The organism is Psychrobacillus sp. FSL K6-1267 (assembly GCF_038003265.1).
Classification (GTDB): Bacteria; Bacillota; Bacilli; order Bacillales_A; family Planococcaceae; genus Psychrobacillus; species Psychrobacillus faecigallinarum.
Genome location: NZ_JBBOOR010000001.1, coordinates 3579051 through 3605054, shown reverse-complemented (window position 1 = coordinate 3605054; position 26004 = coordinate 3579051). Strand labels below are relative to the sequence as shown.

The following is a 26004-nucleotide window of genomic DNA, read 5'->3' as shown; positions in this document are numbered from 1 at the left end:
TTTTATTGTTATAGCTATAGCAACAGGCGACTACTTCAACGGAAAACAGCTATTTTAAAAATGACACTTAAAGGGTACCTGCGCCTTTCGCTATAGATAAAGTTGCATGTTGCCTATACAAAAGTGGGCTTTCTCCATACTTCCCCTTAAACAGTTTTGAAAAGTAGTTGGCGTCATTAAAGCCGGTCTTTGATGCAATTTCATGGATGGTTAGATTGGTTTCCTGAAGCAGCTGCTTTGCATGAGTAAGACGTTTTTGGTTAAGGTATTGCTTGAATGTCATCTCTTTTGTTTGTGAAAAGAGCATGCTTAAATAGCTTTGGCTGATCCCTATAAAACTAGCTAGTACCTCTAAATTTAACTTAGGATCCGTATAGGAATAATCGATAAAGTCTATAGCGGCATTTACATAGTCGAACTGGCCTTTTTCTTTTTGTTTTATCGATTGGTTCATGGTGTCCTGACAGAATAGGACGAATTCCTGAATAATCGTGTAAAGGACCGGATGATTCAGGATGATATCGAAGAGTCGGTTGTATCGCAATTCTAAATCTAATCGCTTTTCCATTTGGTATTTCAGCATGAACCTCCTTACCTGAGCAAGTATGCTAGTAAGCTGAATGCGGATGGTGTCCGGCTGATAGTAGATCTCATTGGCTGTGATGCTATATAAAAACCTCTTGATAGTTTGAACATCGTTTTGTTCAAGACTTGTTATCCACAGTCGTTGTTGCTCTATAGTCAAAAAAGGATCTAAACTATGAAATTTAGGAAGCTTGCTGACAAGAAAAACTTGTCCGAAGCCATGCTGAAAACGTAGCTTTAGAGTTTCTTTTATAGCTTGATACATTTCCTTAATGGATTTTCTCGGTAAATCATAGATCGCGATATTTAAGTTTGCGTTATGTGTGCTTGTCCATTCTCTAATAATTGCTTTTGCTCTTTTAGTAAGCCCCTCCAGGGAATCATCCGTTGAAAATGCCACAATGCGCTTAGAAAGGGGTAAAAGAGTCAGATGATTTAAAGATTCTAGCCAATGAAATAGCTGCTCGTTTTGCTCCAAAAACTCTGTTTCTAACATGAGACAGAATGTAAATTCATTATTTACTACCTGATGCTTCTCTAAAAATAAAGAAGGATAAATAGAATGATCGCCAACTAAGGGGAGAACCTCTCTTTGAACATTTATTTTCTGTCTTATTGCATGAGTTATATATTGCTTTAGCATGTTTAAATCGAGGGGTTTAACGAGTAGGGTGAGTGCTCGTAGAGATAGAGCATTTAATGCGTGCTTAAAAAGAGGCTCTGCCGTCATACCAATGATGTGCTGAGAATTTAGCGATAAAGCCTTACTCAATCGATTTGACTCCTCCTGAGTAAGTAGTTCCATCTCCAATAAAATAACCTCTGGGTTCTCTGCTTCGATCTGTTGAACCGCCTCATTAATGTTTCCCGCCTCTAAAATTGTCGTAATATTTAACTGATACCGCTTGATATACCACTGAATTCCATTTCTTTCTGTTTGATCTCGGTCAATTACTAATAGCTTCACTCAATTACACCTCATTTTTTACGATAGTTATCTAGCTTTAAATCTGTATCCCCTTAGGAATTTCTTATGATTTTATTCATTCTGTCAAAAAATCATAAATTATTCCTTCTCTTTCTTAATAAAATTCCATCTTATCTAAAGAAATTCCTTTATTTTATAACAATATTACATATATTTAATCTTTTCTGAATTTTATAATTGATTGAAAAAGGAGTGGTGGGTTTGGTAAATATCCCGAATAAAGGGCTCGTTCAAGAGGGTAAGACCGAGATGCTTTCTGTCTTCAAGTTTGTTATTTGCAGTTTAATAGGAATCTTTAGCTTCTTTGTAACCTTTACGTATAACGAGAAATCTTCTATTCTACTTGATCATATTGTAACGTGGCTATCAGTGAATGCACCTACTTTTGTAACAATCTATATAGTAATCATGCTTGTATGTGGAGCTGTATATCCATTTGTCACTAAAACATGGAATAAGGATAAGGTCAGTATTATTATGTCCTTATTTAAATTGGTTGGTCTGGGAGTAGGGATATTGTTGTTGGTAGGTGTCGGACCTGCTTGGCTATTTGACCCAAATGTCGGACCATTTTTAATGGATAAGCTGATTAAGCCAGTTGGTGTTTTGATTCCGATAGGAGCTATCTTCTTAGCATTGCTAGTCAGCTATGGCTTACTTGAATTTATAGGTGTGTTCATGCAACCAATTATGCGACCGGTTTTTAGAACTCCCGGACGTTCTGCAGTAGATGCAGTTGCTTCCTTTGTAGGAAGTTATTCTGTTGGTTTATTGCTGACTAATCGCGTGTTTAACCAAGGGAAGTACACAATCAGAGAAGCTGCAATTATTGCAACAGGCTTCTCCACTGTTTCTGTTACATTTATGGTCGTAATTGCAAATACATTGGACTTAATGGCTTATTGGAGCTGGTTCTTCTGGGTTTCACTAGTCGTAACATTTTTAGTGACAGCTATTACGGCACGTATTTGGCCTTTAGCAAAACTGAAGGATGAGTACATCGTAGAGGAAGGAGACCCTGAGGTTATTGTTAACGAAAATCGACTGCAGATAGCTTGGTCAGAGGCGATGCAGGCAGTGCGAACAAATCCGCCGTTGTGGAAAAACCTTTTGCAGCATTTAAAGGAAGGCTTAATAATGACGATGGGTGTTCTGCCATCCATTCTTTCTATTGGACTTTTAGGGTTGCTGCTTGCTATGTATACCCCGGTGTTTGATTGGATTGCGTATATTTTCCTACCATTTACTTGGGCTTTGCAAATTCCAGATCCATTACTTACTGCAAAAGCATTATCTGTATCTATTGCAGAGATATTCCTTCCTGCCTTATTAGTGACCTCTGCTACTACTTTGACGAAATTTATCGTAGCTGTCGTATCGGTATCGGCGATTTTATTTTTCTCGGCTGTTATTCCAGTCATTCTCTCTACCGACATTCCGCTAACAATTCGTCAGATGGTCGTTATTTGGTTCCAACGGGTTGTACTTACTTTAATCATTGTTACACCAATCGCATTTATATTATTTTAAAGGGAGTGTTATTTTATGAAAAATGTATTACAAAATATAAAGGCACCAACAGGGAGTCAGCTATCATGCAAAGGATGGACACAAGAGGCTGCTATGCGGATGCTCATGAATAATTTGGATCCAGAGGTGGCAGAAAATCCAGATGAGCTAGTTGTGTATGGAGGAATTGGTAAGGCAGCACGAAACTGGGCGAGCTATGAACAAATAATTGAATCCTTGAAAAAGCTAGAAAACGATGAAACCCTACTCATTCAATCTGGTAAGCCAGTAGCAGTGTTTCGTACCTATGAGCATTCTCCACGTGTACTAATTGCAAACTCTAATTTGGTGCCAGCTTGGGCAAACTGGGAGCATTTTTACGAGCTAGAGGATAAGGATTTGATGATGTATGGTCAGATGACTGCAGGGAGCTGGATTTATATCGGTGCTCAAGGAATTTTACAGGGAACATATTTGAGCTTCGTGGAGGCCGGTAAAAAGGTGTTTGGCAGTTCAGATCTCCGTGGAAAATTAATCCTAACAGGTGGTATGGGAGGTATGAGTGGTGCTCAGCCACTTGCTGGTAAGATGGCAGGTGCAGTCATTCTTGTAGTAGAAGTAGACAAGAAAAGAATTGAACGAAAAATAAAAGAAGGCTATTGCGATTACTTAGTAGAAGATTTAGATGATGCCCTGAGAATGGCGAAGGAATTACAGGAAAAGAAAGAGGCAGCATCCATCGGGCTAGTAGGAAATTGTGCAGATGTATACAGAGAAATCTATGAACGTGGTATTGTTCCTGATCTAGTGACAGACCAAACAAGCGCACATGATCCGTTAAACGGATATATTCCAAACCATATGTCATTAGAGGAGGCACTAAAGCTTCGCAAGGTTGATCCAAAAGCATATGAACAAAAGGCGAAAAAGGCAATGGCTGACCATGTGCAGGCAATGCTGGATTTTCAAACAGCGGGGTCTGAGGTGTTTGATTATGGCAACAACATAAGAAAGTACGCACAGGAAATGGGAGTGGCGAATGCCTTTGACTTCCCAGGATTTGTACCAGCTTATATTAGACCATTGTTTTGTGAAGGAAAAGGTCCGTTCCGCTGGGCAGCTTTATCAGGGGATCCAGAGGATATCCTTAAGACAGATGCACTGGCAAAGGAAATGTTTGCAAACGATGAGGCGCTCGTGAACTGGATCGATATGGCTCAGAAGATGGTGAAGTGGCAGGGACTTCCTGCTCGAATCTGTTGGCTAGGCTATGGAGATCGTCACCGCTTTGCGCTTAAGGTCAATGAAATGGTCGCTTCAGGTGAACTTAAGGCTCCGATCGTTTTTGGACGTGACCACTTAGATTCAGGCTCTGTGGCATCCCCTAATCGGGAGACAGAGGGAATGAAGGACGGTTCTGATGCAGTGTCCGATTGGCCAATCTTAAATGCATTAGTGAATGTTGCTGGTGGAGCAAGCTGGGTAAGTGTACATCACGGTGGTGGCGTAGGAATGGGGTATTCACAGCATGCTGGCCAGGTGCTCGTAGCAGACGGCACGGATATGGCAGCAGAGAAGATTAACCGTGTGCTAATATCTGATCCTGGTATGGGGGTTGCTCGCCATGCAGATGCAGGTTATGAGATTGCCATTAAAACTGCCCAGGAGAAGAATGTTCATATACCAATGCTAAACACAAAAGGATGAGAATACATGACACTACTAATTACAAATGCAAATCAATTAATTACTCTAGCATCGGCTAGTAAAAAAGCGCGTACTGGAAAAGAAATGACTGAGCTTAACATTATAGAAAATGGAAGTCTATTAATAGAAGAAGACCGCATTGTAGCGGTAGGTACTAAGGAAGAACTTCAGGAGCAGCATCCAGAGTTAATGGAGAAGGCAGAGATATTAGATGCCACTGGCAGTGTAGTTATGCCGGGACTTGTTGACGCACATACGCATCTAGTATTCGGGGGAACTCGTGAAAATGAATTCCAAATGCGTTTAAATGGAGCTACCTACATGGAAATCATGAATGCCGGCGGAGGAATTCATGCTACCACGAAGAAAACGAGAGAGTCATCCTTTGACCATTTATATGAGAAAACATATGCACACCTAAATGATTTTCTTCGTCATGGGATAACAACAGTAGAAGCAAAAAGTGGCTATGGCTTAAATTGGGAAACAGAGGAGAAACAGCTACAGGTTGCAAAGAAGCTTCAGGAGAATCATACAATCGATGTAGTAAGAACGTTCATGGGGGCCCATGCGGTACCTGCTGAGTATAAGGAAAATCCTGATGCGTTTGTAGACTTGATTGTCAATGAGATGATTCCGAAAGTAGCAGAGTTAGGTCTAGCGGAGTTCAATGACGTTTTCTGTGAAAAGGGTGTCTTTACTCCAGAGCAGTCTCGTAGAATTTTATTGGCTGGTAAAGAACACGGGCTCATCCCTAAAATCCATGCAGATGAAATCGAGCCATATGAGGGAGCAGAGCTAGCAGCGGAGGTAGGAGCTATTTCAGCGGAGCATTTATTGGTAGCCTCGGATAAAGGAATCCAAGCAATGGCGCAGGCTGGAACAGTGGCTGTTTTGTTGCCAGGGACGGCTTTTTTCTTAAAGGCAGCTTCTGCGCGAGGGCGATTGATGGTGGATGAAGGTGTGCCGGTTGCCATTTCAACTGACTTTAACCCGGGTTCTTCTCCAACGATTTCGCTGCCTTTCATCATGAATTTAGCCTGTATGAATATGGGCATGACGATGGAGGAGGTTCTGACAGCGACCACCATTAACGCCGCATATGCGATTAACAGAGGAAATGAGATAGGTTCTTTAGAATCTGGTAAGAAGGCGGACGTGCTTATTTTAAATGTCGAAAACTATCAGCAACTTCAATATTTTTACGGAATGAACCATACGAAGACCGTTGTAAAAAATGGAAAAGTAGTTGTGGATAATGGGGTGATCATAGATGGACTACAAAAAAGCACCAATTGAGCCTGCTCCATTTAACTGGCAGAGAATAGAACATCAAGATATGAAGGTCAAGGACTGGATTGTTCCCCAGTGGCGAAGTGAGAAAAAGGACTGGGAGGTAGTGCTTCTTGGGGCACCGCTTTCCAGGTCTTCTATTAGTGTTTCAGGAGCATCTGAGTTTCCAAATGTCTTTCGTCAGTCATGGGAAAAATTCTCGACATACTATATTGATGAAGATATAGACATTCGTGAGTTGAAGGTGGCGGATATCGGAAATGTAAAGATGCATTTCACGGACATATTGCGTAGCCATCAACACATCGAGGACGCTATGGAGAATGTGGCAGGAGAATATCCAAACGCATTGAAGGTAACAATTGGCGGAGATCATTCAGTAACGGCTGCAACTATTCGTGGATTAAAGAAGGTTATGCCAGAAAAGAAGATTGGTATTTTACAGTTAGATACACATTTAGATTTGCGCTCCACAGATGACCACGGTCCGACAAACGGAACCCCCATTCGCCAATTAATAGAAGGTAGAGTGATCGAGGGGAAGCATGTCTACAATATTGGATTGCATGGTTTTTATAATGCACCTTCTCTAATAGAGGCTGCAAATGATTATGAGGTTCACCGGATACGATTGAAGGAGCTGCGACAAAAAGGCATCGAGCAAACGATACAGGACGTACTATCTGTATTGATGGAGCAAGTAGACTTTATTTATGTCACCGTCGACATGGATGTCCTAGATATAGCCTATGCGCCCGGTGTTCCAGCATCCACACCCGGCGGCATGCGTTCGGATGAGCTATTTGATATTTTATATGAAGTAGGGAAATGTGAAGGGATAGGAGCCATTGACTTTGTATGTATTGATCCAACGAAGGATAACCCAGTACAAGCAACTGTCAAGACGACCACTTACGCATTTTTAACGTTTTTAGCGTCCTTTTACCAGCACCAGGTGAAGAAACGCGAGGCATTATGAGGTTTATGACCGGATGGGGAAATATATGACCGTTCGGGAGAGTTTTATGACCGGATAGAAATTTTTATGACCGTTCGCGCGAGATTTATGACCGGATAAAAATTTTTATGACCGTTCATATAAAAAGAGAGTGAGGCTAAATATAGCTTCACGCTCTTTCAAATAAAATTCAGAAAAATAAATCTTTTCCACCTGTTTTAGCGTATAATAGTAGTAAATGGGACAGGGGAGGAATTGTATGATAGAAAGGATATCCACTACGTTTATCCAATATATTAATAATATTTCAAAGTTTGTAGTGTCCATGTTTCTTTCAGATGGAAGGACAAAGGAAGTAACCACGGAAGAGAGTCGAAGGGCCGTCCGACATATGCGAAGGATGTACCAATATGATTGGTATGTAGAGCTGAAGAATCGATTCGAACAAAATTGGGATCATCATCCCGAGGTTTTACACTTTATGAGTCAGATAGATGTTAAATCGTTAAATAACGAGGAGAGCAAGGAGAACTTTTTAAAAAATTTTCATCAACTATTGGAGAACCTAAAATGGATATAAAAGTCTGATCCAGAAAGAAACGAGCTTATCGCTTTCTTCTCTGGATTTTTGTTTGCTTAAATTCTAATTAATAATCGATAGTGAAATTAATAAATGATGAGAAATATGTCTCCTAGCTCGCGCCCGTAACGGATTCTGAAGTGTCTCCTAATTATGTAAAAATCGCTCCTACATTGAAGAAAACCGCTCCTAAACTAAGTTTGCGCCCCTAAAATGAAGAAAAGCGCCCGTACGGAAGCTGAAAGTGTCTCCTAAATATGTAAAAGTCGCTCCTAAATCGAAGAATATAGCCCCTAAATTAAGTTTTCGCCCCTAAAATGGAGAAAATCGCCCATAAGGAAGTCAGAAGTGTCTCCTAAATATGTAAAAGTCGCTCCAAAATCGAAAAATATAGCTTCTAAACTAAACTTGCGCCCGTTAAGTTTTAAAAATTGCCCACTTAAAAGTGTGAATATTCGATTATTTTTAAATGAAAATACAATTTTGTAGATGTTGAAAAGGGGTTGTTTTATTTAGAAAAAATGGGTATTTTTATTTAATACAATGACTATTTATGATATTTTTATAATGTGGAATTAATAGGAATTTGATGAATTTAATCTCAATCTATTATGATATAAAGTCCTTTGTTTCTCTAAAAACTTTAGTTGTTTCGAACGAAACCTTCTATTTTTTTATTTAGAGGGTTTGTTTTTTAAAGTTTTGGGGCAATACTCTAGAGAGTTTACGAAAAGAGGTACAAAGGAGGAACTTTATGTTCAAGGTTAGGACTATTTTATTCGTTGCGCTAATTACTTTAACTACAAACTCAGTAGCGCACGCATCGAATGTTTTATCCCCTACGGATCAAAGGGATGAAATGATTCTTCTTACCGACGCTTCAGACCAAAGGAATTTAGTAGACGAAGAAACTGACTTAGAAACTGAGATGGATGATTTTAATATACATTTTGATGACTTATATGCAATGAAATTGCTTATGAAACTTCGTTCTGAGCCAGTAATTTACACGGTTACCGAGGGGGACAACCTCTATAGGATTGCTCTAGCAAATGATTTGTCACTCAGCGAACTTATGAATATGAATAATATAACAGGAGATTTAATATTTCCAGGTGATGAATTAATAGTGAAGCAAGGAACTGGGAAATCGGAGGATTCACCGAAGAGACAGGTGATGGGGGTTACTGCTCCACCAAATGAGCCAGTAGCTCCAAGCGCAGCATCGACAAAGATTGAAGTATCTGCACCAGTTGTAGCAGAAGCACCAAAAACAGATGGTTCCATTGAGATGACGATGGAAGCAACAGCCTATACAGCCTATTGTACAGGATGCTCGGGTACAACTGCCTACGGTATTGATTTAAGAGCCAATCCCGACGAAAAAGTAATTGCCGTTGATCCACGTATAATTCCACTTGGGACAAGAGTATGGGTGGAAGGTTATGGAGAGGCAATTGCAGGTGATACTGGTGGGGCTATTAAAGGTAATAAAATTGATGTATTTATGCCATCCTATGAAAATGCAATGCAATGGGGTAGAAAGCAAGTTAAATTAATCATTTTAGATTAAGTTAGAAGCCTATGTAAATATTACATAGGCTTTTTCTCTGGTCGAAGATAAAGCACTTGTGAAGATTTTCAAAATGAAGGATAATGAGAAAATTAATATTTACGTAAAGGGTGTTATAAAAAATGGACGATGTACAAGTTAAGCAAGTGTTGAATACGCATCACAATACTTTGGAAAATCGAGGACGCCTACTAGTAAAATGTGTAGATAAGCCGGGTATTGTATCAGTGCTATCTACTTTTTTATATGAGCATGAATGCAATATCATAGAGTCTAGTCAGTATTCAAGCAATCCTGAGAATGGGATGTTCTTTATACGAATTGCGTACCACGGGGACAACTTAGTGGCAAAGGCAGCTCAAATGGAAAAGGATTTTGAGGAAGTAGCACATACCCACGGGATGGAATATAAGTTTTCATATCCAGCACAGCGAATTCGTTCTGCAATCTTTGTCTCTCAAGAACCACATTGTTTAATTGAACTTCTATGGGAATGGCAAAATGGTGATCTGGACACTGATATTGTTGTTGTCATAAGCAATCATGAAACGGCTCGCCCGATGGTAGAGTCTTTAGGAATTCCATTTCACTATATTCCCGCTAACAAAGAAATTCGTAAGCAGGTGGAAGAGGAGCAGATTCGCTTAATGGAGCAATATGAGGTGGATTTATTAATCTTGGCACGATATATGCAAATACTCACTCCTGATTTTGTAGCTCATTTTGAGAATCGCATTATCAATATCCACCATTCATTCCTGCCGGCATTTATAGGAGCTGGTCCCTATGAACGTGCATATGAACGAGGAGTAAAGCTGATCGGCGCTACCTCTCATTATGTAACAAACAATTTGGATGAAGGGCCAATCATCGAACAAGATGTGGAACGAGTAGACCATCGGGATGATGTGACTGACCTTAAGAAACTTGGACGACAAATCGAACGACGAGTGCTTGCAAGAGCTGTAAAATGGCATTTGGAAAACCGAATAATTGTAGAGGGCAATAAAACAATCGTATTTCATTAAATAGAACCCATAGTGGGAGCTTTAATTAGTAAATCGCTAGAGATTTCAAGCGAAGGAAATATAAATAAAAAACCTGTATCGATTTATCTCGATACAGGTTTCTTTTATATATTACCTTTAGCAAGCCAAGGTAAAAAGCCATCTAGGAATCGTTCAGTTGCGGGCATGAAATAAGAGCCAAAATGATAGTCTGGGTCAAGTGTAGTAATAATCCAAGTACCCTTTGTGCTGACCTTATCAACGTAAAGAACAGCTCCTCCGTCCTCAGTAGTGATCAGCTTTTGAGCACCTTCCACTGGCCAAAATACACCGTGCTGGTGCCAAGTTGCATCTTTCAAGGTTATATAGTTGAACAAATCATATTCTGGATCAGCTAACACTAAACCACTTTTTGCGTCCTTTTCTAGCCACCACCAAAAATTAGTCTCACGTTCTTCCCATTTTTGATTTGGGAGCCATTCCCAGGGCTGAGGCCCAAAGGCTAATACAATTCCTCCATCATTAGCAAAAGCATGAATTTTCGCCTTCGCATTCATCAATAAATGCTCATTCAATTGAGAGGGCACAAACAATACATCTACTCCCTCTAATGAAGCATCCTGGAATTCAGGGAAATAGATTAGTCGGTCAATGTATTGCTTATATTTTGGTTCATTAAAAGTCCGGTGATGAGGCGCATGTCCACTGTAAATCACGGCAATTTTTCTCATTTGGTGCTGCCTCCCTTTTGTAATACCTGATATTCATCTTGAATCCATTGAAGCAGCTGAGTGCTAATGCGATCTGTCGATTTATTTTGCATGCGATGAGCGAAAAGATCTCGACCAGAATGGACTAAAATCGTGCCTTTCGTTGATTGTCTATCAATATATGTAATAGCCATTCCGTCTCGGAAAGTCAGAAGTACATCTGAACCAGCTGGAACAGGGGAGTGTGTCACCCTAGCAAAGAAGCCTGCCACACCTTTGTTATAGGTCATATCATCCGTGTCTACTCCTTCAAAAATGGGATGATCTATTTTCTTATATACATTGTAATCTTCATGGGATTCAATAGTTCTAGGAGTAAAAATAGGACAACCAGGAAGCCACTCTCTAAATAAATGTCCCCCGAAAATAACAATTTTACCTGCCTCTAAAAAGCCTTGAATAATTGCTCTATTTTTATATAAATACTCTTGGTCTGCAAAATCGTGAACTACTATACAGCAGTATGGCTCTAGATTATGTTGAGTTAATTGGTATTGATCGATAATCGTAAAATGTTTGTTCATGAAAGGATTGGTACGGTTGGACAATCCAAAGGCATGACCTGGATCCAAATATAGAATACTGTTTGAGTTAGCCAAAAAGAGCCCTCCATTAAATTTAATTGATAACTATTCTCATTTGTTTGCATCATAACACAAAAATTAAAAATATGAAAAGACAAAATTTTACTATATTGCATTCTGAATATTATTTTTTTAATAAGCTTTCTTGACCTTTTGGGATAATTATTATAAGTTAGTTAGTAGTTGAAAATGATTCTCAATAAGAAACGGAGACAAATGTAATGAGGAAACGTACATATAGATATTTAATTGCATCGGCTTCCATAGCGTTATTGCTAGCAGGCTGCGGTAATAATGATAATGAAGTGGGCAGTAAGGATTTAGAGGCTAGCCAAGAAACGAAGCTAATTGTAGACGAATTAAATAGAGAGGTAGAGATACCAGGAACATTGGATAGCATTGTAATGGGTGGAATACTACCATACTTCTCTACATGGTTTATAGCTACAAATTCTACTGAGGAGATTGCAGGGATACATCCAAATTCTTATAATGCAGCTTCTCACTCTATTTTAAAGGAAATTTCACCATCTATTCTAGATGCTAAAACGAACTTTATTGAAAATGGTGAAGTAAATGTAGAGGAGCTATTGTCTTTAGATCCAGATGTATATTTTGAGATTGCTAATCAAGAAAAAACGGTGAAAAAACTTGAAGATACGGGGATAACAACGGTCGCATTAGACACTGCTACTGACTCACTTAACCCGTTAGATACATTGAATCGCTGGTTAACCTTAACTGGAGAGATTACTGGTGTAACAGATCGACCTGCAGAGATAATTGCAGAGGGTGAAGAAAATCAACAAATGATTTATGACACGTTGGACGAAGCAGGTATTGAAGAGAAAGATATGCCTCGAGTAATGGTATTGCAATACCATAATAATGGAGAGATTTCTGTAGCTGGAACAGGTATGCACGGTAACCGTTGGTTGAACTCTACTGGTGGAATTGATGTTGCAGCAGAAGAGGTCGATGGTATTAAAGCAGTAAATATGGAGCAAATTTATAAATGGAACCCTGATATCATTTATATCACTAATTTTACAGAAACTCAGCCTGAGGACTTGTATAACAACGTTTTCGAAAGCCAAGACTGGAGTGAAGTAAAGGCAGTTCAAGATAAAAAGGTTTATAAAATGCCGCTCGGTATTTATCGCTGGTATCCACCAAGTGGAGATGCACCATTGATGCTAAAATGGATGGCTCAAAAAAATCATCCAGATTTGTTTACGTATGACATGAACGAAGAAATAAAAGACTATTACAAACGTTACTATAGTTATGATTTAACTGATACACAAGTGGAAGAAATTCTAAATCCACCATCGGAAGCAGCAAAATACTAATACAAAGGTGTCTTAAAAATGAAGTCTAAATTAATCAAGATATTACTTTGGACATTGCCTGTCATAGTTGGTCTGATTTCGATTGGGGTAGGCCGGTATCAAATTGATTTCATTGTTCAAATCAAAATATTACTTTCACAAATAATACCAATGGAGCAAACATGGTCTAATATGGAAGAAACAGTCGTTATGAATGTCCGTTTGCCGAGAATTTTATTAGCTATGCTGATCGGTGGAGGTTTATCTATCGCCGGTGCAGCGTTCCAGGGAATGTTCGCCAATCCTTTAGTTAGCCCTGATATTTTAGGTGTTTCCGCTGGTGCAGGATTTGGTGCATCAATTGGAATTTTGTTATTCGGTAATAGCTTTACGATGCAAATCATTGCATTAGTAATGGGGATGCTTGCAATTGGCTTCACATTTTTAATAGGTGGAGTAAAACGAGATATGCCTATATTTATGCTTGTCCTTGCAGGAGTAGTTACTAGTGCATTGTTTCAGGCCTTAATCTCTCTCGTGAAGTTCCTAGCTGATCCTGAAGAAAAGCTGCCAGCAATAACATATTGGTTGATGGGTAGTCTTGGTACTGCAAGCTATAGCGATTTAATGATTGGTGGACCAATTATTTTGGTTGGAATACTAATTTTGTATGTGCTGCGCTGGAGATTGAATATCCTTTCCCTTTCGGAGGAAGAGGCATTATCATTAGGTATTTCTGTAAACAAGCTGAAATGGCTAATTATTTTAGGGGCAACCTTGATCACTGCGGCTGCAGTTTCAATAGCTGGTATCATTGGCTGGGTAGGGCTGATTATCCCACATATCGCTCGAATGATTGTAGGGAGTAACAATCAATATGTCCTTCCTGCATCTATTTCCATAGGAGCAGTATACTTATTAGTCATTGATAATCTTGCTCGAAGTCTAACGGCAGCTGAAATCCCACTTTCTATTTTGACAGCTATTATCGGAGCTCCTTTTTTCGCATATTTACTTCGTAAAACAGGAGGTGGCTGGAAATGATATTACAGGTAAAGGACGGCAATTATTTTTACAAAAAAGCCAAAAATCCTGATGCTCAAAAACTACTTTATGCAAATGATATCAACTTTGAGCTTCATCCTGGTCAAATATTGTCCATACTTGGCCCAAATGGTGCAGGGAAGACAACTCTATTAAAATGCATGATGGGTTTACAGGATTGGAAAAGAGGGGCAACCTTACTCGATGGCGAGCCGCTTTCTAATATGAATTCTAAGGAAGTCTGGACAAAAATTGGTTACGTTCCTCAAGCTTCGAGTATGACGTTCAGCTATTCCATTTTAGATTTAGTGACGATGGGAAGAGCAGTTTACATTCGCTCATTCGCCCAGCCATCTAAAAAGGACTATGCTTTAGCGTTAGAAGCATTAGACTCTGTAGGCATCAAGCATTTAGCAGAGGAATCCTGTACATCTGTCAGTGGGGGAGAGCTGCAATTAGCATTAATCGCTCGAACATTAGTGGCAGAGCCAGAAATTTTAGTATTGGACGAACCTGAATCGCATCTAGATATGCAAAAGCAAAAGATTATACTACAAACAATTAAAAGGTTAGTGAAAGAAAAAGGGTTAGCCTGTGTCATCAATACACACTATGCCAACCATGCATTTTATCTAGGAGATAAAGTTTTAATGGTCGCCAAAGAAAAGCCAGTGATAACCGGAAGTGTTTCTGAGGTTATGACGGAAGAAAACATTTTGAATTATTTCCAAATTGAAGTAAAGCGTCTAAGACATGAATTGGACGGACAGGTTTATGAAACCGTGGTGCCTACATATTTCGGAAATGATACTTATTAGGGGCGAGTTGAAGAAATCAGAAAAGAGTAGACGTTTAAATGTCTATTCTTTTTTATATAATCTAAGATTTGTACTGTTTAGGATACACATATAAAATATAGTTGCATAAAATGAAGTAATCCATTAGTAATGAAATCTATTAGTAAAAAGCAGAGAAGTAAGGCATATTTGACCAGTATGAGTTGAATATGCATTGCTTTCTGTATATAATAACAATAAGCAAGTAAGTTAAAGGACTGGATACTGCAATATCCAGTCCAACAATATGCAGACCGCAGAAAGAGCGGTTGGTCCTAGGTCAGAAATAACCGTCAAACCTTTGCCAGGGGACGGTTATTTCTTTTTTATGAAGAAAATAATCAATGTCACTACGATAGAAAAAGCTGTTAGAAAGACAGCACTTAGCTGCATTAACAAATTCATCGTTTCGTAAATTGTCATTGGCATCACCCCTTTGAAAGAAGTGACCGCCGCCCAACCTGGTATGCAATTGCTTTTTCTATTATAACACATTTTAGAACAAATGTTCTTGTTCGTAAAGTTTTTATTTAGAAAATATTTACTGAAACATCAAAAAACCGCCAAAATGGCGGTTTTTAAATTTCTATTTGCATTGGTTTTTTTGCGCGGATATCTCCTAGCAAAAATTTACCATATGGGATAACGTTTTGAATAATGACCGAAATAATAATTGGAATTAGAGTACATAATATAGTGTAACCGACGACTCCATAATCAACGTAATCGTTTAAAATCATGTCCGTAAAAATATGTAAGTACATAATTGCAATGGAATGATTTTCGATTTTTCTTAACCAATCTAACGAAATAATCTTCGTAACTCTTTGGAAAAGACCGACAATGACGATGATAAAGGAGATCGGAACGATTAAATCTAATAACATATGGTCATATCGTAAAAATTTCATACTTAGCTTATAATTGATTAATCCGTTTTGGTCAGCTAGAATCATACTAAACGCTACAAAGCTTGCACTGAAAAGCCAAGGCTTGGTTACATTCATCCAAAGAGATTTACCATAATAACCTAAGGAGAAATATACAACTGCCATTAATACTACATCTAAATTCCATACCATTGGAATAGATTGTGCTGACTCTACTGCAGATTCACTAATTACTTCTCTAGCAAAAATACTTTGCAAATGTGCAGCTAAATAGCAAATAGCGATTAGGCTTATTTGTTTTGTTTTGCTTAAATATTTAGTCATCCACATAAATAGTAAATACGTAAAGAATAAAGTGGTTACAAACCAGAAAACTCCGTATGCACCTCGTACAAATCTTCCTGCAATAATTAGCTTCCATAAATCTTGAAGATACCAAGATATATTATAATTACCTTGAGCTACCTCCATTCCGTAACGAATGCTGGTAATGGATAAAAGGAAAAATAGATACGGAACCATAAGCTGTAAGAATCTCTTTTTGACGGTTTTATTAGATGCTTCATCTTCTTTAATTTCCTTAAAAAATATACCGCTTAGTAAGAAAAAAGCTGGCATATGAAACCAATAGATATATTTGGATAATGGGAAGTTTAGTTCACCAGGATAATGACCTATAACTACTAAAATCATTAAAAAACCCTTTGTGACATCTACCCAAGTAACTCTTTTTTTATTCATGATGTTCCTCCAAGGCAGTCTTATATGTTTGTATAACCGTTTTTTAGTGAATATAAACTTATAGAGCACTATAAAAATATAAAAATTAATAGATTGGAGGTTTGTAATATGACTACTGTCGTTTGCTTTGGTGACAGTATCACCGCAAGAAAAGAAGGTTACTCTGCTCCAGCGCTAACGTTTAAGCTATCTCATAAATTGCCTGACTATGACTTTATTAATGCTGGAGTTTCGGGAAATACAACCGAACAGGCAATCGAGCGCTTTGCCGCAGATGTTATTGCGAAAAAGCCAGATTTTGTAACTGTTCTATTTGGAGCCAATGATTCTGCCTCACATCGATTAGTAGACATTGAGCAGTATAAGCGAAACTTATGTACATTTGCTAAAGTAATTGGTCCCCATAAAACTATTCTCATCACTCCAGCTCCTGTAGATGAATTCTTACAAGAAAATCGCACTAATGAGAGACTACAAAGGTATGCAACTGTAGTAAATGAGGTCGCCAAAGAAACTGGAAGTCACTATATCGATTTTTTTACCGCTATGTATTCCAGAGAAAACTACAAGGAGCTTTTAATTGGAGAAAAAGATGATGGCCTCCATTTTGGAGAGGCGGGATACGAAATATTGTCTGATTTAATCGCAAATAAGCTCGTAGAAATAAATCGAGATCCACCAAAAAAAGGGCTTTTTGAAAAGGTCATTAGCTTATTTTTTGAAAAAGAAAAATGATTTTCTCATCTGTATGTTATCGCTCGCTTTGGGAAACTCTATAAACGAGAATTCATATGAAGGAGTGATAGCAAATGCTTCAGCTTAACACAGAACTAGAAGGTAAGTTCGCAAATTTTGGAGATTTACAGGATCGTATCTCAAGTCTAGGCTATTCAATCGGAGGAAACTGGGATTACCATAAAGGTAGCTTTGACTCTATCCTCTGTCGCGAGGAAGGTGAAACAATCTACCTTCGAATTCCCTTTACAGTGACTCAAGGGATGCTTGATGATTCTGATGCACACATTAGATTCCAGTCCCCCTATTTGATTAAGCATGTCGTAAACGTCGGTTTAGATAAGGATGAAAATTCATTGCTTACCACTACTGGCTTCGATCAGTTTCAGTCGCCTGTTGATCAGGATGGCAATATCACTGACAAAAACCGTTGGGAGCATGCTGGAGAGCAGGAAGTTCAAAAAGTGCTTCGATTACTGCAATAAAATCTTACTTAGGACTGTCTCACAAGGGATGTGAGGCGGTCCTTTTGCGTTTTGGAGTGTTTGGAGAAAATTTGCATGGGAGAGGGAGAGAGAGAGGGAGAGTAGATTGGGGATTGTAGTAAACTGGAAGGGGATTGTCGCAAACTACGAGGGAATTGTAGTAATTCAGGCATGAATTGTCGTAAAAAACGATGGAATTGTAGTAAAACAGAGGGAAAATGTAGAGCGGATATAGGATTGTAGTAAACTACGGGTTGATTGTAGTAAACCAGACGTGGATTGTAGTAATCCAAGCTCTGATTGTCGTAAAAATCGATTAGATTGTAGTAAATAGTCTCGAAGTCCAGTGAGCGGACTGTTTATTGCAAAACAGATTTTCGTAAATTTGTTTAAGAGATCTCTCGACAAAAATGCCCTATAGTTACATTATGAGCTGTAATTCTTTATAATAGAGTCAAATAGATTTGTACTTGAAAGGAAAGCGATCGACGATGTATGAACGATTGATTGATTCGGAGCAGGAGACGGAAGCATTAGCCCGACAGCTCGCTGAAAAACTAAATCCTGCAGATGTCCTGACATTAGAGGGAGACCTTGGAGCGGGAAAGACAACTTTTACGAAAAGTGTGGCGAAGGGGCTTGGAATCACGAGAAATGTGAACAGTCCGACGTTTACTATATTGAAGCAATATGAGGGCAGATTGCCTTTAAATCATTTGGATGTGTACCGATTAGCTAATAGTGATGAAGATTTAGGCTGGGACGAGCTATTTTATGGTGAAGCGGTAAGTATTATCGAATGGGCTCATTTAATACAGGATGATTTACCATCAGAACGTTTAGCGATACAGATTCACCGACTAGAAGGAGACAAACGCAGATTTACGTTTGAACCCTTTGGGAAACGATATGAACAATTATGTGAGGAGCTTTTTGAATGATTTGGTTAGGAATAGATACATCTCATACACCGCTTGCAGTAGCAATCGTGAAAGATGGACAGGTGCTTGCGGAATATAAATCCTCAGTGAAGGTAACTCATTCTATTGGAACGATGCCCGCGATAGAGGAACTCATGAAAAAAGCTAACATCAAGCCGAGTGAGCTAAATGCGATTGCTGTTGCAAAAGGCCCGGGCTCTTATACGGGAGTGCGAATTGGTGTAACAATTGGCAAAACGCTTGCATGGACGCTGAACCTTCCGATTTACTCTGTTTCAAGCCTACAGGTGCTAGCTGGGAATGCGCCATATTTCCAAGGTGCAGTTTGTTCAATTATGGATGCGCGACGTGGAAATGTATTTGCAGGAATTTATGTAAACGGAGAAACAGTGAAGGAAGCTCATATGTCGATGGTAGACCTGTTAACTTTGTTAGATGAAATGGAGCAGCCTGTTTTATTTGTTGGAATGGATGTAAATCTTCATTGGGAACAAATAAATGAGGTGCTTGGTGATAAGGTAAAACAGGCGGGAGCGGCGTTCTCCTTACCAAGTGCAGCTGTTCTAATAGAAATTGCTCAAAGCATGGAGCCTACAAATGTACATACAGCGGTGCCAGAATATTTGCGAATAACTGAGGCAGAGGCAAACTGGATGAAAGAGCAGAAGAAAAATGGAAACTAAAACTATCACCTATCGCAAAATGACAATAGAAGATATTGACCAGGTTCTTTTAATAGAAGAAGAAGCATTCACTCTTCCTTGGACTAGAGAAGCATTCGAGCATGAAATGTCGACCAATCTATATTCCTACTATTTAGTAGCAGAAACAGAGGAAAAGGATATTGTTGGCTACTGTGGAATGTGGATTGTTATGGATGAAAGTCATATCACGAACGTGGCTGTTGCTGAGCGGATGCGAGGACATAAAATTGGGGAAGGCTTAATGCGCGAGGCTATTCGTGTCGTGAAGGAGCAAAAAGTAGTCCTCATGACATTAGAGGTGCGCGTATCCAATATAGTCGCAAAAAACTTATATTATAAGCTAGGCTTCCAAGACGGAGGCATTCGAAAAAACTATTATACAGATACACAAGAGGATGCTCTTGTAATGTGGGTGGAATTCAAATGACAAAAGATCAATATATATTAGGAATAGAAACGAGCTGTGATGAAACCGCAGCTTCCATCGTCAAAAATGGAACAGAGATTATAACCAATGTAGTAGCATCTCAAATAGAAAGTCATAAACGATTCGGTGGAGTAGTGCCTGAGGTTGCTTCTCGACATCATGTGGAGCAGATTACGCTGGTTATCGAAGAAGCATTGAAGCAAGCGAACATGACACCGCAGGAACTAGATGCAGTAGCGGTGACTGAAGGACCTGGACTGGTTGGGGCACTTTTAATAGGAATAAACGCAGCAAAAGCATTCGCGTTTGCAAATGACCTTCCTTTAGTAGGCGTCCACCATATCGCAGGACATATTTACGCAAATGCATTAGTCCAACCGATGGAATTCCCGTTACTTGCTCTAGTAGTTTCGGGAGGGCATACCGAGTTAGTATTGATGAAGAAAGACGGTCAGTTTGAGCTAATCGGAGAAACACGCGATGATGCAGCTGGTGAGGCTTATGATAAAGTTGCAAGAGTTTTGAATCTTCCTTATCCGGGTGGTCCACATATTGATCGTCTGGCGAATGAGAGCGATGAAGCAGTTTCATTTCCAAGAGCTTGGCTAGAGGAAGGCTCTTATGATTTTAGCTTTAGTGGCTTAAAATCGGCAGTCATCAACTATCAGCATAATGCGGAGCAACGTGGGGAAGAGATCAATCCAAACCACCTAGCAGCTGGATTCCAGCAAAGTGTAATAGAAGTACTGACTACTAAAACCGTACGAGCAGCTAGAGAGTTCAATGTAAAGCAGGTAATTGCTGCTGGTGGAGTAGCCGCAAATAAAGGACTTCGTAAATCTTTAGAAGAAGCCTTTGAAAAAGAAAACATTCCATTCTATGTACCACCTATAAATTTATGTACAGATAATGCCGCAATGATCGCAGCCGCTGGGAGCTCTAAGTACTCAGCAGGGCAAACGGGAGATTTGTCGATGAATGGAAGACCAGGGTTAGAACTAAATAGTTGGAACTAAATGAAATCCTCTTTTCTTCGACAAGAAAAGAGGATTTTTTACCACGTATTATTTCTGTTGTCAATAGAGAACATTCGTACTTATGCACAATCTGTGAATAACTTGTTAGTAAGTTGTGTTTTTTCAATATATTGTGGTTATTTATGCTTACACCTTGTGGAAAAGTTTGTTTTAAAACTGTGGATAATGTGGATAAACCTGTTGATAGATTGATATAACAGTATTTTTGATGTTAATAAATATGTGGAAAAAGAATTTGTTGAAAAAGGTACTTGACCTATATATATGCCAGTGTTCGACAAAATACAACAAGGCTATTATATATGCTTTCAGAAGGAGCGCAGAACAATCTCCAAAAATCGGACGGTTTGAGCAAATAATTGGACAGTTCACCCCAAAAATTGGTCGGTTTCTCTCTAAAATCGGACCGTTCGACATTATTATTTTTCCCCATATAAAAAAAGGTAAACCGAGTCAATCGGTTTACCCTGTAATCTCTTCTAATTGTTCCTGTAGCTCCAGCCATTCGTTGGAGATTGTGTCTTGCTTTACCTTTAGTATATCCAATTCGCCTTGTAGCTTTTGGACTGCCTCATGATCCTGGAATATCTCTGGATCACATAGCTTCTTTTCAATAGAAGCAATTTCTGAATCTATGGAAGGAATCTGTCCTTCTAGTTCCTCAATTTGACGACGTAGCTGGCGTTCCTTTTTCTTCGCCTCTTTATCAATTGTAGACGTATTGACCTTTTGAACTACAGTGTTTTGAACCACTGCATTTTCCATGGCGATTTCCTCGAGCTCTTCCTTTTTCTCTAAATAATAATCATAGTCTCCCAAGAAAAGGGTGGCATCATCAGAGGAAAGTTCAATTACCTTCGTTGCAATTCGATTAATAAAGTAACGGTCATGTGATACGAAAATAATCGTTCCAGGAAAATCAAGCAATGCATTCTCCAAGACTTCCTTGCTGTCTAGATCTAAATGGTTAGTAGGCTCATCTAGTACAAGTGTATTCGACTTTAATAGCATGAGTTTTGCAAGTGCAAGTCTAGCCTTTTCTCCACCGGATAGATTAGACACAGTTTTTTGTACATCGTCTCCAGAGAAGAGGAAGCGACCTAGCACATTGCGTATATCCTTCTCATTCATCAGAGGCCATTCATCCCATAGCTCTTTAAGGACGGTTTTATTGCCAGTAAGAGCTGCCTGCTCCTGGTCATAGTATCCAAATTGCACATTTGTGCCGTATTGAATATGACCACCAGCCGAAGGGAGCTGCTTCATAATAGTTTTTAGCAAAGTGGACTTACCGACACCATTTGGTCCAACCAAAGCGATGCGGTCCTGCTTATAAACGGAAAATGAGATGTTAGAGGAAACGGTTTTATTTGGATAACCTACAGCAATATCCTCTAAACGCAGAACATCATTACCGCTAGGACGGTCAATGGTAAAGCCGAAGTTAGCGGATTTTTCATCGCCATCTGGGGCATCCATCCAGTCTGTCTTCTCAATAACCTTTCTTCGAGATTGTGCCATCTTCGTTGTAGATGCACGAGCCAGGTTACGGCTAACAAAGTCCTCTAGCTTTGCTTTTTCCTCCTGCTGCTTCTCATATTTCTTTTTATCGAGCTCATAATTTTTCGCTTTCTGCGTTAAATAGGCGCTATAGTTACCTACGTATCTCGTAACGTTATGACGTGAAACCTCATACACTAAATTTACTACTTGGTCTAGGAAATATCGATCATGGGATACAATCAAAATGGCACCACTATAGTTTTTCAAATAATTTTCAAGGAAGCTGAGTGTTTGAATATCTAAATGGTTTGTAGGCTCATCGAGTATAAGTAAATCGGGCTTGCTCAACAGCATTTTAGCTAATGCTAATCTCGTTTTTTGTCCCCCGGATAATGCTTGTACTGGCTTATCATAATCCTCAGGGAAAAATTGCATACCATGCAAGATGGAACGGATATCCGATTCAAAGCGGTATCCACCAGCCTCATTAAAGGCAAGCTGAAGCTCGTCATAGGTAGCTGCAACTCTAGCGTAGGCTTCTGAATCCTCATAGATAGAAGGGTCAGCCATTTGTGCTTCTAGTGAGCGCAGTTCTCTTTCGGAATCAATCAAATGACTAAAGATGGATTTCATTTCCTCCCAAATCGTCAGCTTCGATTCAAGACCCGCATGCTGCTCTAAATAGCCAAGTCTAATATTTTTAGGCATAATAATGTCACCGGAATCGTATGACATTTCTCCAGCAATTATTTTAAGTAAAGTAGATTTTCCCGCACCATTACGCCCAACCAGTGCAACTCGGTCGCGGTCTTGAACTTCTAACTTTACGTTTGTTAATATATCTTCACCGTTAAAGGATTTAGTTACTTGGTTTACTTGTAAAACAATCACGTTAATTTGCACCTCAATTCTATCCTAAGTGTAATAGATAGGACTTGTCGTTGCAACGTTCTCCCTTTACAATAAAAGAAAGGTAACGTGTAAAAATGAATTTGCCTTATACAATAGGAGGACACTTATGAAACGTGATGTACCTCGCATTCCTCAAGCGACAATGAAACGACTTCCTTTATATTATAGATTTTTACAAAGCTTTCAAAATGCAGATCATAAAAGAGTTTCATCCCAACAGCTAAGTGAAGCGATGAAGATAGATTCAGCAACCATTCGAAGAGATTTTTCTCATTTCGGTGCGCTAGGAAAGAAAGGGTACGGCTATGATGTACCTCATCTACTTGAGTTTTTCAGAAAGACACTAGACCAAGATGAAGCGGCACGGGTGGCACTAATAGGTGTTGGTAGCTTAGGAACAGCATTTGTAAAATATAACTTTCAAAAAAACCATAATACTAGAATTGTAGTGGCATTCGATACGAAGGCACCACTCGAAGGAACGATTATTAGTGACATTCCTGTATTTCATTCTAGTGTGATGTTGGAAAAGCTAAAGGAATACGGAATTGAATTAGTGATTTTTACACTTCCAAGTCGTGCGGCTCAGGAAGTAGCTGATCTTTTAGTGGGCTCCAATGTAAAAGGGATTTTAAACTTCACTCCAGTCCCTATAAGTACTCCAGATGAGATTCGCGTACATACGATTGATCTTTCAGTTGAACTTCAAACACTCATCTACATGATTCGAAACGAGATCTAAGAAAGCGCAAGCGCCTATGTCTGCCCCGACAAGCAAATGGAGAAAAGCGAGGAGGCAGTTCCTCAGCCACCGGTGCTTTTATCCATTTGACCTCGAGGGGCAAGGTGAGCGCTGATACCAATCTTCTTTTAAGAAAAAAAGCCTTCGACTATTATCTAGTCGAGGGCTTTCCTATTTATATTCGCTTTTTAGTAGGGAATAGATAGCAAGATCGATATAGCGTCCCTTTTCGAACTCATGCTGTCTTAAGACTCCATCTTTGTGAAAACCTAGCTTACTCAAAAGGTGAAGGGAGGCATCATTCTCTGAAGTAACTTGAGCTTCAATTTTGTTCATGTTCATATCATGAAAGGCAAAACGAATGATGGGCTTAAGCGCCTCCGTCATAATTCCCTTTCCCCAAGCTTTAGGTGAAAGATCATAGCCAATTTCTATACGCTTATGCTCAGCCTCATAGTTTAAATAACCACAAGTACCGATTACTTTTTGGGTTATTTTATCTTCTATTACCCAGCGCATACCAGTTTGTTCGAGAAAAATTTTCTCGTACCAACTAATTTCGCCCTTTGCATCTTCAACAGAAGTAAAGGGACCGATTGCCATATGCTGTACTACGTTTTCATTAGAATATAACTCTAAAATATCCTTTGCATCCCGTTCGATTGCTTTTCGAAGGATGAGTCTCTTTCTGTTTCTATTGTAGGAAAACTTACAAATGAAAAAGTCATTATGATTACCCCTTATTGCTGCAACTCAGCAAGTTTTTCTAAAAAGTTGACGATCTCTTCATTATACAGTTGAACAATTACTACGAATCCATTAAGTAGCATATGGGCAATAATAGAGGTGATAATTCGCTTTGTTTTATAGTAAATGAAAGCGAATATAAACCCAGACACAGCATATATTAGTATGTGTGTGAACTCAAAGTGAATGACGGCAAAGGACAGTGAGCTAACGAGCGCTGCTACAAAGAAGTTCGTTTTAGGCAGTAAAGTTCCGAAAATGATGCGACGGAATATAAGCTCCTCTAAAATAGGTGCGAAGAGCACAATGGAGAAAAAGACAAAAGGTACTGAATTGCCAAGATCCATAAACTGCGACGTATTTTCAGAACCAGCTTCTATACCAAAAAATCTAATTTCAATATTAGCAGCTAATGTTTGGCCGTACAAAACCATGAGAAAGCCAAGAATTCCCCAGCCAATTGCTCCGGGAAGACCGGATGCCTTCCCTTTTAGAGGTCGTATAAAATTCTTGTCTTGGCGAATCATAAGCAAGGTGATAACTGTAGCAATTCCCATTCCAAGGAAAACCCACCATCCAGAAGCTAAGTACCTTGCGTTTTCTAAGCCGAAATAGTTAAAGATTATTAGTAGAAGTGGAGCAAATAATGCACCGGAGAGCTGCATCACACAGTAGGTGATTAATATGTATAAACCTGTCTTTTGTTGTTTCATCTAAATATCCTTTCTATTTATAGCAGTTGCTTTTATAAGTTTACTAATCAGGATAGTAAATAGATAATCTTGCTTTTGTAAGATGTACTAGCCTTAGCCTTATTGTAAAGGAAAACTAAAATAAAATCGCTCCTTAGCCATTTTATAATCATCTTTAATAGTCAACTTTAGTATCTTCGTTTTCAAAAACTAGAAGCCTCATAGGTTTTAAACCAACTGAGGATTAGAGCGTTAAAAATTATTAAAAAAAATGATGTTCTCACTTGCAAATTCTTCTAAGTTTAATTATTATTATAAGTGTGTTAGCACTCAAAGTGTGAGAGTGCTAATAAAAATAAATTCAACTATTTTAGGGAGGTAGTTTCACTTGTTAAGACCATTAGGTGATCGTATTGTAATCGAATTAATCGAAGCTGAGGAAAAAACAGCATCTGGCATCGTACTTCCAGACTCTGCTAAAGAGAAACCACAAGAGGGTAAAGTCGTTGCAGTAGGTACTGGACGAGTACTAGAAAACGGAAACCGCGTTGAATTAGACGTAGCAGAAGGGGACCGTATTATCTTCTCTAAATATGCTGGAACTGAAGTAAAATATGAAGGCCACGACTATTTAATCTTACGCGAAAGCGATATTCTTGCTGTAATTGGCTAATAAAAGAACT

The 26004-nt window shown here is 39.0% G+C and carries 25 protein-coding genes; 18 read left to right on the top strand and 7 right to left on the bottom strand.

Features of this window, described 5'->3' with window-relative positions:
- Positions 1 to 67: 67 nt before the first annotated feature.
- Positions 68 to 1552: a helix-turn-helix domain-containing protein gene (locus MHB55_RS18435; protein WP_340844921.1), complete on the bottom strand. Its 1485-nt coding sequence runs from the start codon at positions 1550 to 1552 to the stop codon at positions 68 to 70.
- Between the two features lie 270 nt (positions 1553 to 1822).
- On the opposite strand from MHB55_RS18435, the gene MHB55_RS18430 reads away from it, so the two are divergent.
- From MHB55_RS18430 to purU, 7 genes are all read left to right on the top strand, one after another.
- On the top strand, positions 1823 to 3103 hold the full coding sequence (locus MHB55_RS18430; protein WP_340845171.1) for a YjiH family protein: 1281 nt from the start codon (positions 1823 to 1825) through the stop codon (positions 3101 to 3103).
- A 15-nt stretch (positions 3104 to 3118) separates the two neighbouring features.
- Positions 3119 to 4789 (top strand): urocanate hydratase, encoded by a 1671-nt coding sequence (hutU, locus tag MHB55_RS18425; RefSeq protein WP_340844920.1) that lies wholly within the window; start codon positions 3119 to 3121, stop codon positions 4787 to 4789.
- 6 nt (positions 4790 to 4795) lie between these two features.
- Positions 4796 to 6088: an imidazolonepropionase gene (gene hutI, locus MHB55_RS18420; protein WP_340863810.1), complete on the top strand. Its 1293-nt coding sequence runs from the start codon at positions 4796 to 4798 to the stop codon at positions 6086 to 6088.
- Positions 6063 to 7061, top strand: a complete 999-nt coding sequence (locus tag MHB55_RS18415; protein ID WP_340863809.1) for an agmatinase family protein — start codon at positions 6063 to 6065, stop codon at positions 7059 to 7061. Before hutI ends, MHB55_RS18415 begins: the two co-directional genes overlap by 26 nt.
- 238 nt (positions 7062 to 7299) lie before the next feature.
- The gene (locus MHB55_RS18410) at positions 7300 to 7620 is read left to right on the top strand and encodes a hypothetical protein (RefSeq protein WP_340863808.1); all 321 of its coding nucleotides are present in this window, start codon (positions 7300 to 7302) and stop codon (positions 7618 to 7620) included.
- 754 nt (positions 7621 to 8374) lie between these two features.
- The gene (locus MHB55_RS18405) at positions 8375 to 9193 is read left to right on the top strand and encodes a 3D domain-containing protein (protein WP_340863807.1); all 819 of its coding nucleotides are present in this window, start codon (positions 8375 to 8377) and stop codon (positions 9191 to 9193) included.
- A 122-nt stretch (positions 9194 to 9315) separates the two neighbouring features.
- Complete coding sequence (purU, locus tag MHB55_RS18400) at positions 9316 to 10221, top strand: formyltetrahydrofolate deformylase (RefSeq protein ID WP_340863806.1); 906 nt, start codon at positions 9316 to 9318, stop codon at positions 10219 to 10221.
- A gap of 104 nt (positions 10222 to 10325) precedes the next feature.
- On the opposite strand, the gene MHB55_RS18395 is transcribed toward purU, so the two are convergent.
- Both MHB55_RS18395 and MHB55_RS18390 read right to left on the bottom strand, forming a co-directional pair.
- Positions 10326 to 10931 (bottom strand): hypothetical protein, encoded by a 606-nt coding sequence (locus MHB55_RS18395; RefSeq protein WP_340863805.1) that lies wholly within the window; start codon positions 10929 to 10931, stop codon positions 10326 to 10328.
- Entirely contained in the window at positions 10928 to 11569 is a 642-nt protein-coding gene (locus MHB55_RS18390; RefSeq protein ID WP_340863804.1) for a phosphate starvation-inducible protein PhoH, read from the bottom strand. Before MHB55_RS18390 ends, MHB55_RS18395 begins: the two co-directional genes overlap by 4 nt.
- A gap of 206 nt (positions 11570 to 11775) precedes the next feature.
- On the opposite strand from MHB55_RS18390, the gene MHB55_RS18385 reads away from it, so the two are divergent.
- From MHB55_RS18385 to MHB55_RS18375, 3 genes are read left to right on the top strand one after another with little or no spacing between them, the layout of a single operon-like run.
- Entirely contained in the window at positions 11776 to 12906 is a 1131-nt protein-coding gene (locus tag MHB55_RS18385; RefSeq protein WP_144540606.1) for an ABC transporter substrate-binding protein, read from the top strand.
- Positions 12907 to 12924: 18 nt separating this feature from the next.
- Positions 12925 to 13929 (top strand): FecCD family ABC transporter permease, encoded by a 1005-nt coding sequence (locus tag MHB55_RS18380; protein ID WP_154312247.1) that lies wholly within the window; start codon positions 12925 to 12927, stop codon positions 13927 to 13929.
- Entirely contained in the window at positions 13926 to 14747 is an 822-nt protein-coding gene (locus MHB55_RS18375; protein WP_151112585.1) for an ABC transporter ATP-binding protein, read from the top strand. The genes MHB55_RS18380 and MHB55_RS18375 overlap by 4 nt, the downstream gene beginning before the upstream one ends.
- 596 nt (positions 14748 to 15343) lie before the next feature.
- Here MHB55_RS18375 and MHB55_RS18370 read toward each other — a convergent pair.
- A complete protein-coding gene (locus MHB55_RS18370) occupies positions 15344 to 16396 on the bottom strand; it encodes an acyltransferase family protein (RefSeq protein ID WP_340863803.1) in 1053 nt (350 codons plus the stop codon).
- Between the two features lie 108 nt (positions 16397 to 16504).
- Here MHB55_RS18370 and MHB55_RS18365 point away from each other — a divergent pair, with 108 nt between their 5' ends.
- From MHB55_RS18365 to tsaD, 6 genes are all read left to right on the top strand, one after another.
- On the top strand, positions 16505 to 17131 hold the full coding sequence (locus tag MHB55_RS18365; RefSeq protein WP_340863802.1) for an SGNH/GDSL hydrolase family protein: 627 nt from the start codon (positions 16505 to 16507) through the stop codon (positions 17129 to 17131).
- A 74-nt stretch (positions 17132 to 17205) separates the two neighbouring features.
- Positions 17206 to 17616 carry a YugN family protein gene (locus MHB55_RS18360; RefSeq protein WP_144540620.1) on the top strand — a complete coding sequence of 137 codons (411 nt, stop codon included), beginning with the start codon at positions 17206 to 17208 and terminating at the stop codon, positions 17614 to 17616.
- 491 nt (positions 17617 to 18107) lie between these two features.
- On the top strand, positions 18108 to 18557 hold the full coding sequence (tsaE, locus tag MHB55_RS18355) for a tRNA (adenosine(37)-N6)-threonylcarbamoyltransferase complex ATPase subunit type 1 TsaE (protein WP_144540623.1): 450 nt from the start codon (positions 18108 to 18110) through the stop codon (positions 18555 to 18557).
- Positions 18554 to 19240 (top strand): tRNA (adenosine(37)-N6)-threonylcarbamoyltransferase complex dimerization subunit type 1 TsaB, encoded by a 687-nt coding sequence (tsaB, locus tag MHB55_RS18350; RefSeq protein ID WP_340863801.1) that lies wholly within the window; start codon positions 18554 to 18556, stop codon positions 19238 to 19240. Before tsaE ends, tsaB begins: the two co-directional genes overlap by 4 nt.
- Positions 19230 to 19688, top strand: a complete 459-nt coding sequence (rimI, locus tag MHB55_RS18345; protein WP_340863800.1) for a ribosomal protein S18-alanine N-acetyltransferase — start codon at positions 19230 to 19232, stop codon at positions 19686 to 19688. The genes tsaB and rimI overlap by 11 nt, the downstream gene beginning before the upstream one ends.
- A complete protein-coding gene (gene tsaD, locus MHB55_RS18340; protein WP_151112597.1) occupies positions 19685 to 20704 on the top strand; it encodes a tRNA (adenosine(37)-N6)-threonylcarbamoyltransferase complex transferase subunit TsaD in 1020 nt (339 codons plus the stop codon). Before rimI ends, tsaD begins: the two co-directional genes overlap by 4 nt.
- 483 nt (positions 20705 to 21187) lie before the next feature.
- Here the strand turns inward: tsaD and MHB55_RS18335 are convergent, their stop codons facing one another.
- Positions 21188 to 23119 (bottom strand): ABC-F family ATP-binding cassette domain-containing protein, encoded by a 1932-nt coding sequence (locus MHB55_RS18335; protein WP_340863799.1) that lies wholly within the window; start codon positions 23117 to 23119, stop codon positions 21188 to 21190.
- Positions 23120 to 23246: 127 nt separating this feature from the next.
- On the opposite strand from MHB55_RS18335, the gene MHB55_RS18330 reads away from it, so the two are divergent.
- The gene (locus MHB55_RS18330; protein ID WP_340863798.1) at positions 23247 to 23882 is read left to right on the top strand and encodes a redox-sensing transcriptional repressor Rex; all 636 of its coding nucleotides are present in this window, start codon (positions 23247 to 23249) and stop codon (positions 23880 to 23882) included.
- 171 nt (positions 23883 to 24053) lie between these two features.
- Here the strand turns inward: MHB55_RS18330 and MHB55_RS18325 are convergent, their stop codons facing one another.
- Together MHB55_RS18325 and MHB55_RS18320 are read right to left on the bottom strand one after the other, a co-directional pair.
- Positions 24054 to 24524: a GNAT family N-acetyltransferase gene (locus tag MHB55_RS18325; protein ID WP_340863985.1), complete on the bottom strand. Its 471-nt coding sequence runs from the start codon at positions 24522 to 24524 to the stop codon at positions 24054 to 24056.
- A gap of 98 nt (positions 24525 to 24622) precedes the next feature.
- Positions 24623 to 25342: a CPBP family intramembrane glutamic endopeptidase gene (locus tag MHB55_RS18320; RefSeq protein WP_340863797.1), complete on the bottom strand. Its 720-nt coding sequence runs from the start codon at positions 25340 to 25342 to the stop codon at positions 24623 to 24625.
- 367 nt (positions 25343 to 25709) lie between these two features.
- On the opposite strand from MHB55_RS18320, the gene groES reads away from it, so the two are divergent.
- On the top strand, positions 25710 to 25994 hold the full coding sequence (gene groES / locus MHB55_RS18315) for a co-chaperone GroES (protein WP_144540647.1): 285 nt from the start codon (positions 25710 to 25712) through the stop codon (positions 25992 to 25994).
- Positions 25995 to 26004: the final 10 nt, after the last annotated feature.

What these genes read in the sequence shown, in the direction of transcription:
- MHB55_RS18430 (WP_340845171.1), top strand. Translation starts at nt 1,823, where the DNA reads ATGCTTTCTGTCTTCAAGTTTGTTATTTGCAGTTTAATAGGAATCTTT.
- hutU (WP_340844920.1), top strand. Translation starts at nt 3,119, where the DNA reads ATGAAAAATGTATTACAAAATATAAAGGCACCAACAGGGAGTCAGCTA.
- hutI (WP_340863810.1), top strand. Translation starts at nt 4,796, where the DNA reads ATGACACTACTAATTACAAATGCAAATCAATTAATTACTCTAGCATCG.
- MHB55_RS18415 (WP_340863809.1), top strand. Translation starts at nt 6,063, where the DNA reads ATGGACTACAAAAAAGCACCAATTGAGCCTGCTCCATTTAACTGGCAG.
- MHB55_RS18410 (WP_340863808.1), top strand. Translation starts at nt 7,300, where the DNA reads ATGATAGAAAGGATATCCACTACGTTTATCCAATATATTAATAATATT.
- MHB55_RS18405 (WP_340863807.1), top strand. Translation starts at nt 8,375, where the DNA reads ATGTTCAAGGTTAGGACTATTTTATTCGTTGCGCTAATTACTTTAACT.
- purU (WP_340863806.1), top strand. Translation starts at nt 9,316, where the DNA reads ATGGACGATGTACAAGTTAAGCAAGTGTTGAATACGCATCACAATACT.
- MHB55_RS18395 (WP_340863805.1), bottom strand. Translation starts at nt 10,931, where the DNA reads ATGAGAAAAATTGCCGTGATTTACAGTGGACATGCGCCTCATCACCGG.
- MHB55_RS18385 (WP_144540606.1), top strand. Translation starts at nt 11,776, where the DNA reads ATGAGGAAACGTACATATAGATATTTAATTGCATCGGCTTCCATAGCG.
- MHB55_RS18380 (WP_154312247.1), top strand. Translation starts at nt 12,925, where the DNA reads ATGAAGTCTAAATTAATCAAGATATTACTTTGGACATTGCCTGTCATA.
- MHB55_RS18375 (WP_151112585.1), top strand. Translation starts at nt 13,926, where the DNA reads ATGATATTACAGGTAAAGGACGGCAATTATTTTTACAAAAAAGCCAAA.
- MHB55_RS18370 (WP_340863803.1), bottom strand. Translation starts at nt 16,396, where the DNA reads ATGAATAAAAAAAGAGTTACTTGGGTAGATGTCACAAAGGGTTTTTTA.
- MHB55_RS18365 (WP_340863802.1), top strand. Translation starts at nt 16,505, where the DNA reads ATGACTACTGTCGTTTGCTTTGGTGACAGTATCACCGCAAGAAAAGAA.
- MHB55_RS18360 (WP_144540620.1), top strand. Translation starts at nt 17,206, where the DNA reads ATGCTTCAGCTTAACACAGAACTAGAAGGTAAGTTCGCAAATTTTGGA.
- tsaE (WP_144540623.1), top strand. Translation starts at nt 18,108, where the DNA reads ATGTATGAACGATTGATTGATTCGGAGCAGGAGACGGAAGCATTAGCC.
- tsaB (WP_340863801.1), top strand. Translation starts at nt 18,554, where the DNA reads ATGATTTGGTTAGGAATAGATACATCTCATACACCGCTTGCAGTAGCA.
- rimI (WP_340863800.1), top strand. Translation starts at nt 19,230, where the DNA reads ATGGAAACTAAAACTATCACCTATCGCAAAATGACAATAGAAGATATT.
- tsaD (WP_151112597.1), top strand. Translation starts at nt 19,685, where the DNA reads ATGACAAAAGATCAATATATATTAGGAATAGAAACGAGCTGTGATGAA.
- MHB55_RS18330 (WP_340863798.1), top strand. Translation starts at nt 23,247, where the DNA reads ATGAAACGTGATGTACCTCGCATTCCTCAAGCGACAATGAAACGACTT.
- MHB55_RS18320 (WP_340863797.1), bottom strand. Translation starts at nt 25,342, where the DNA reads ATGAAACAACAAAAGACAGGTTTATACATATTAATCACCTACTGTGTG.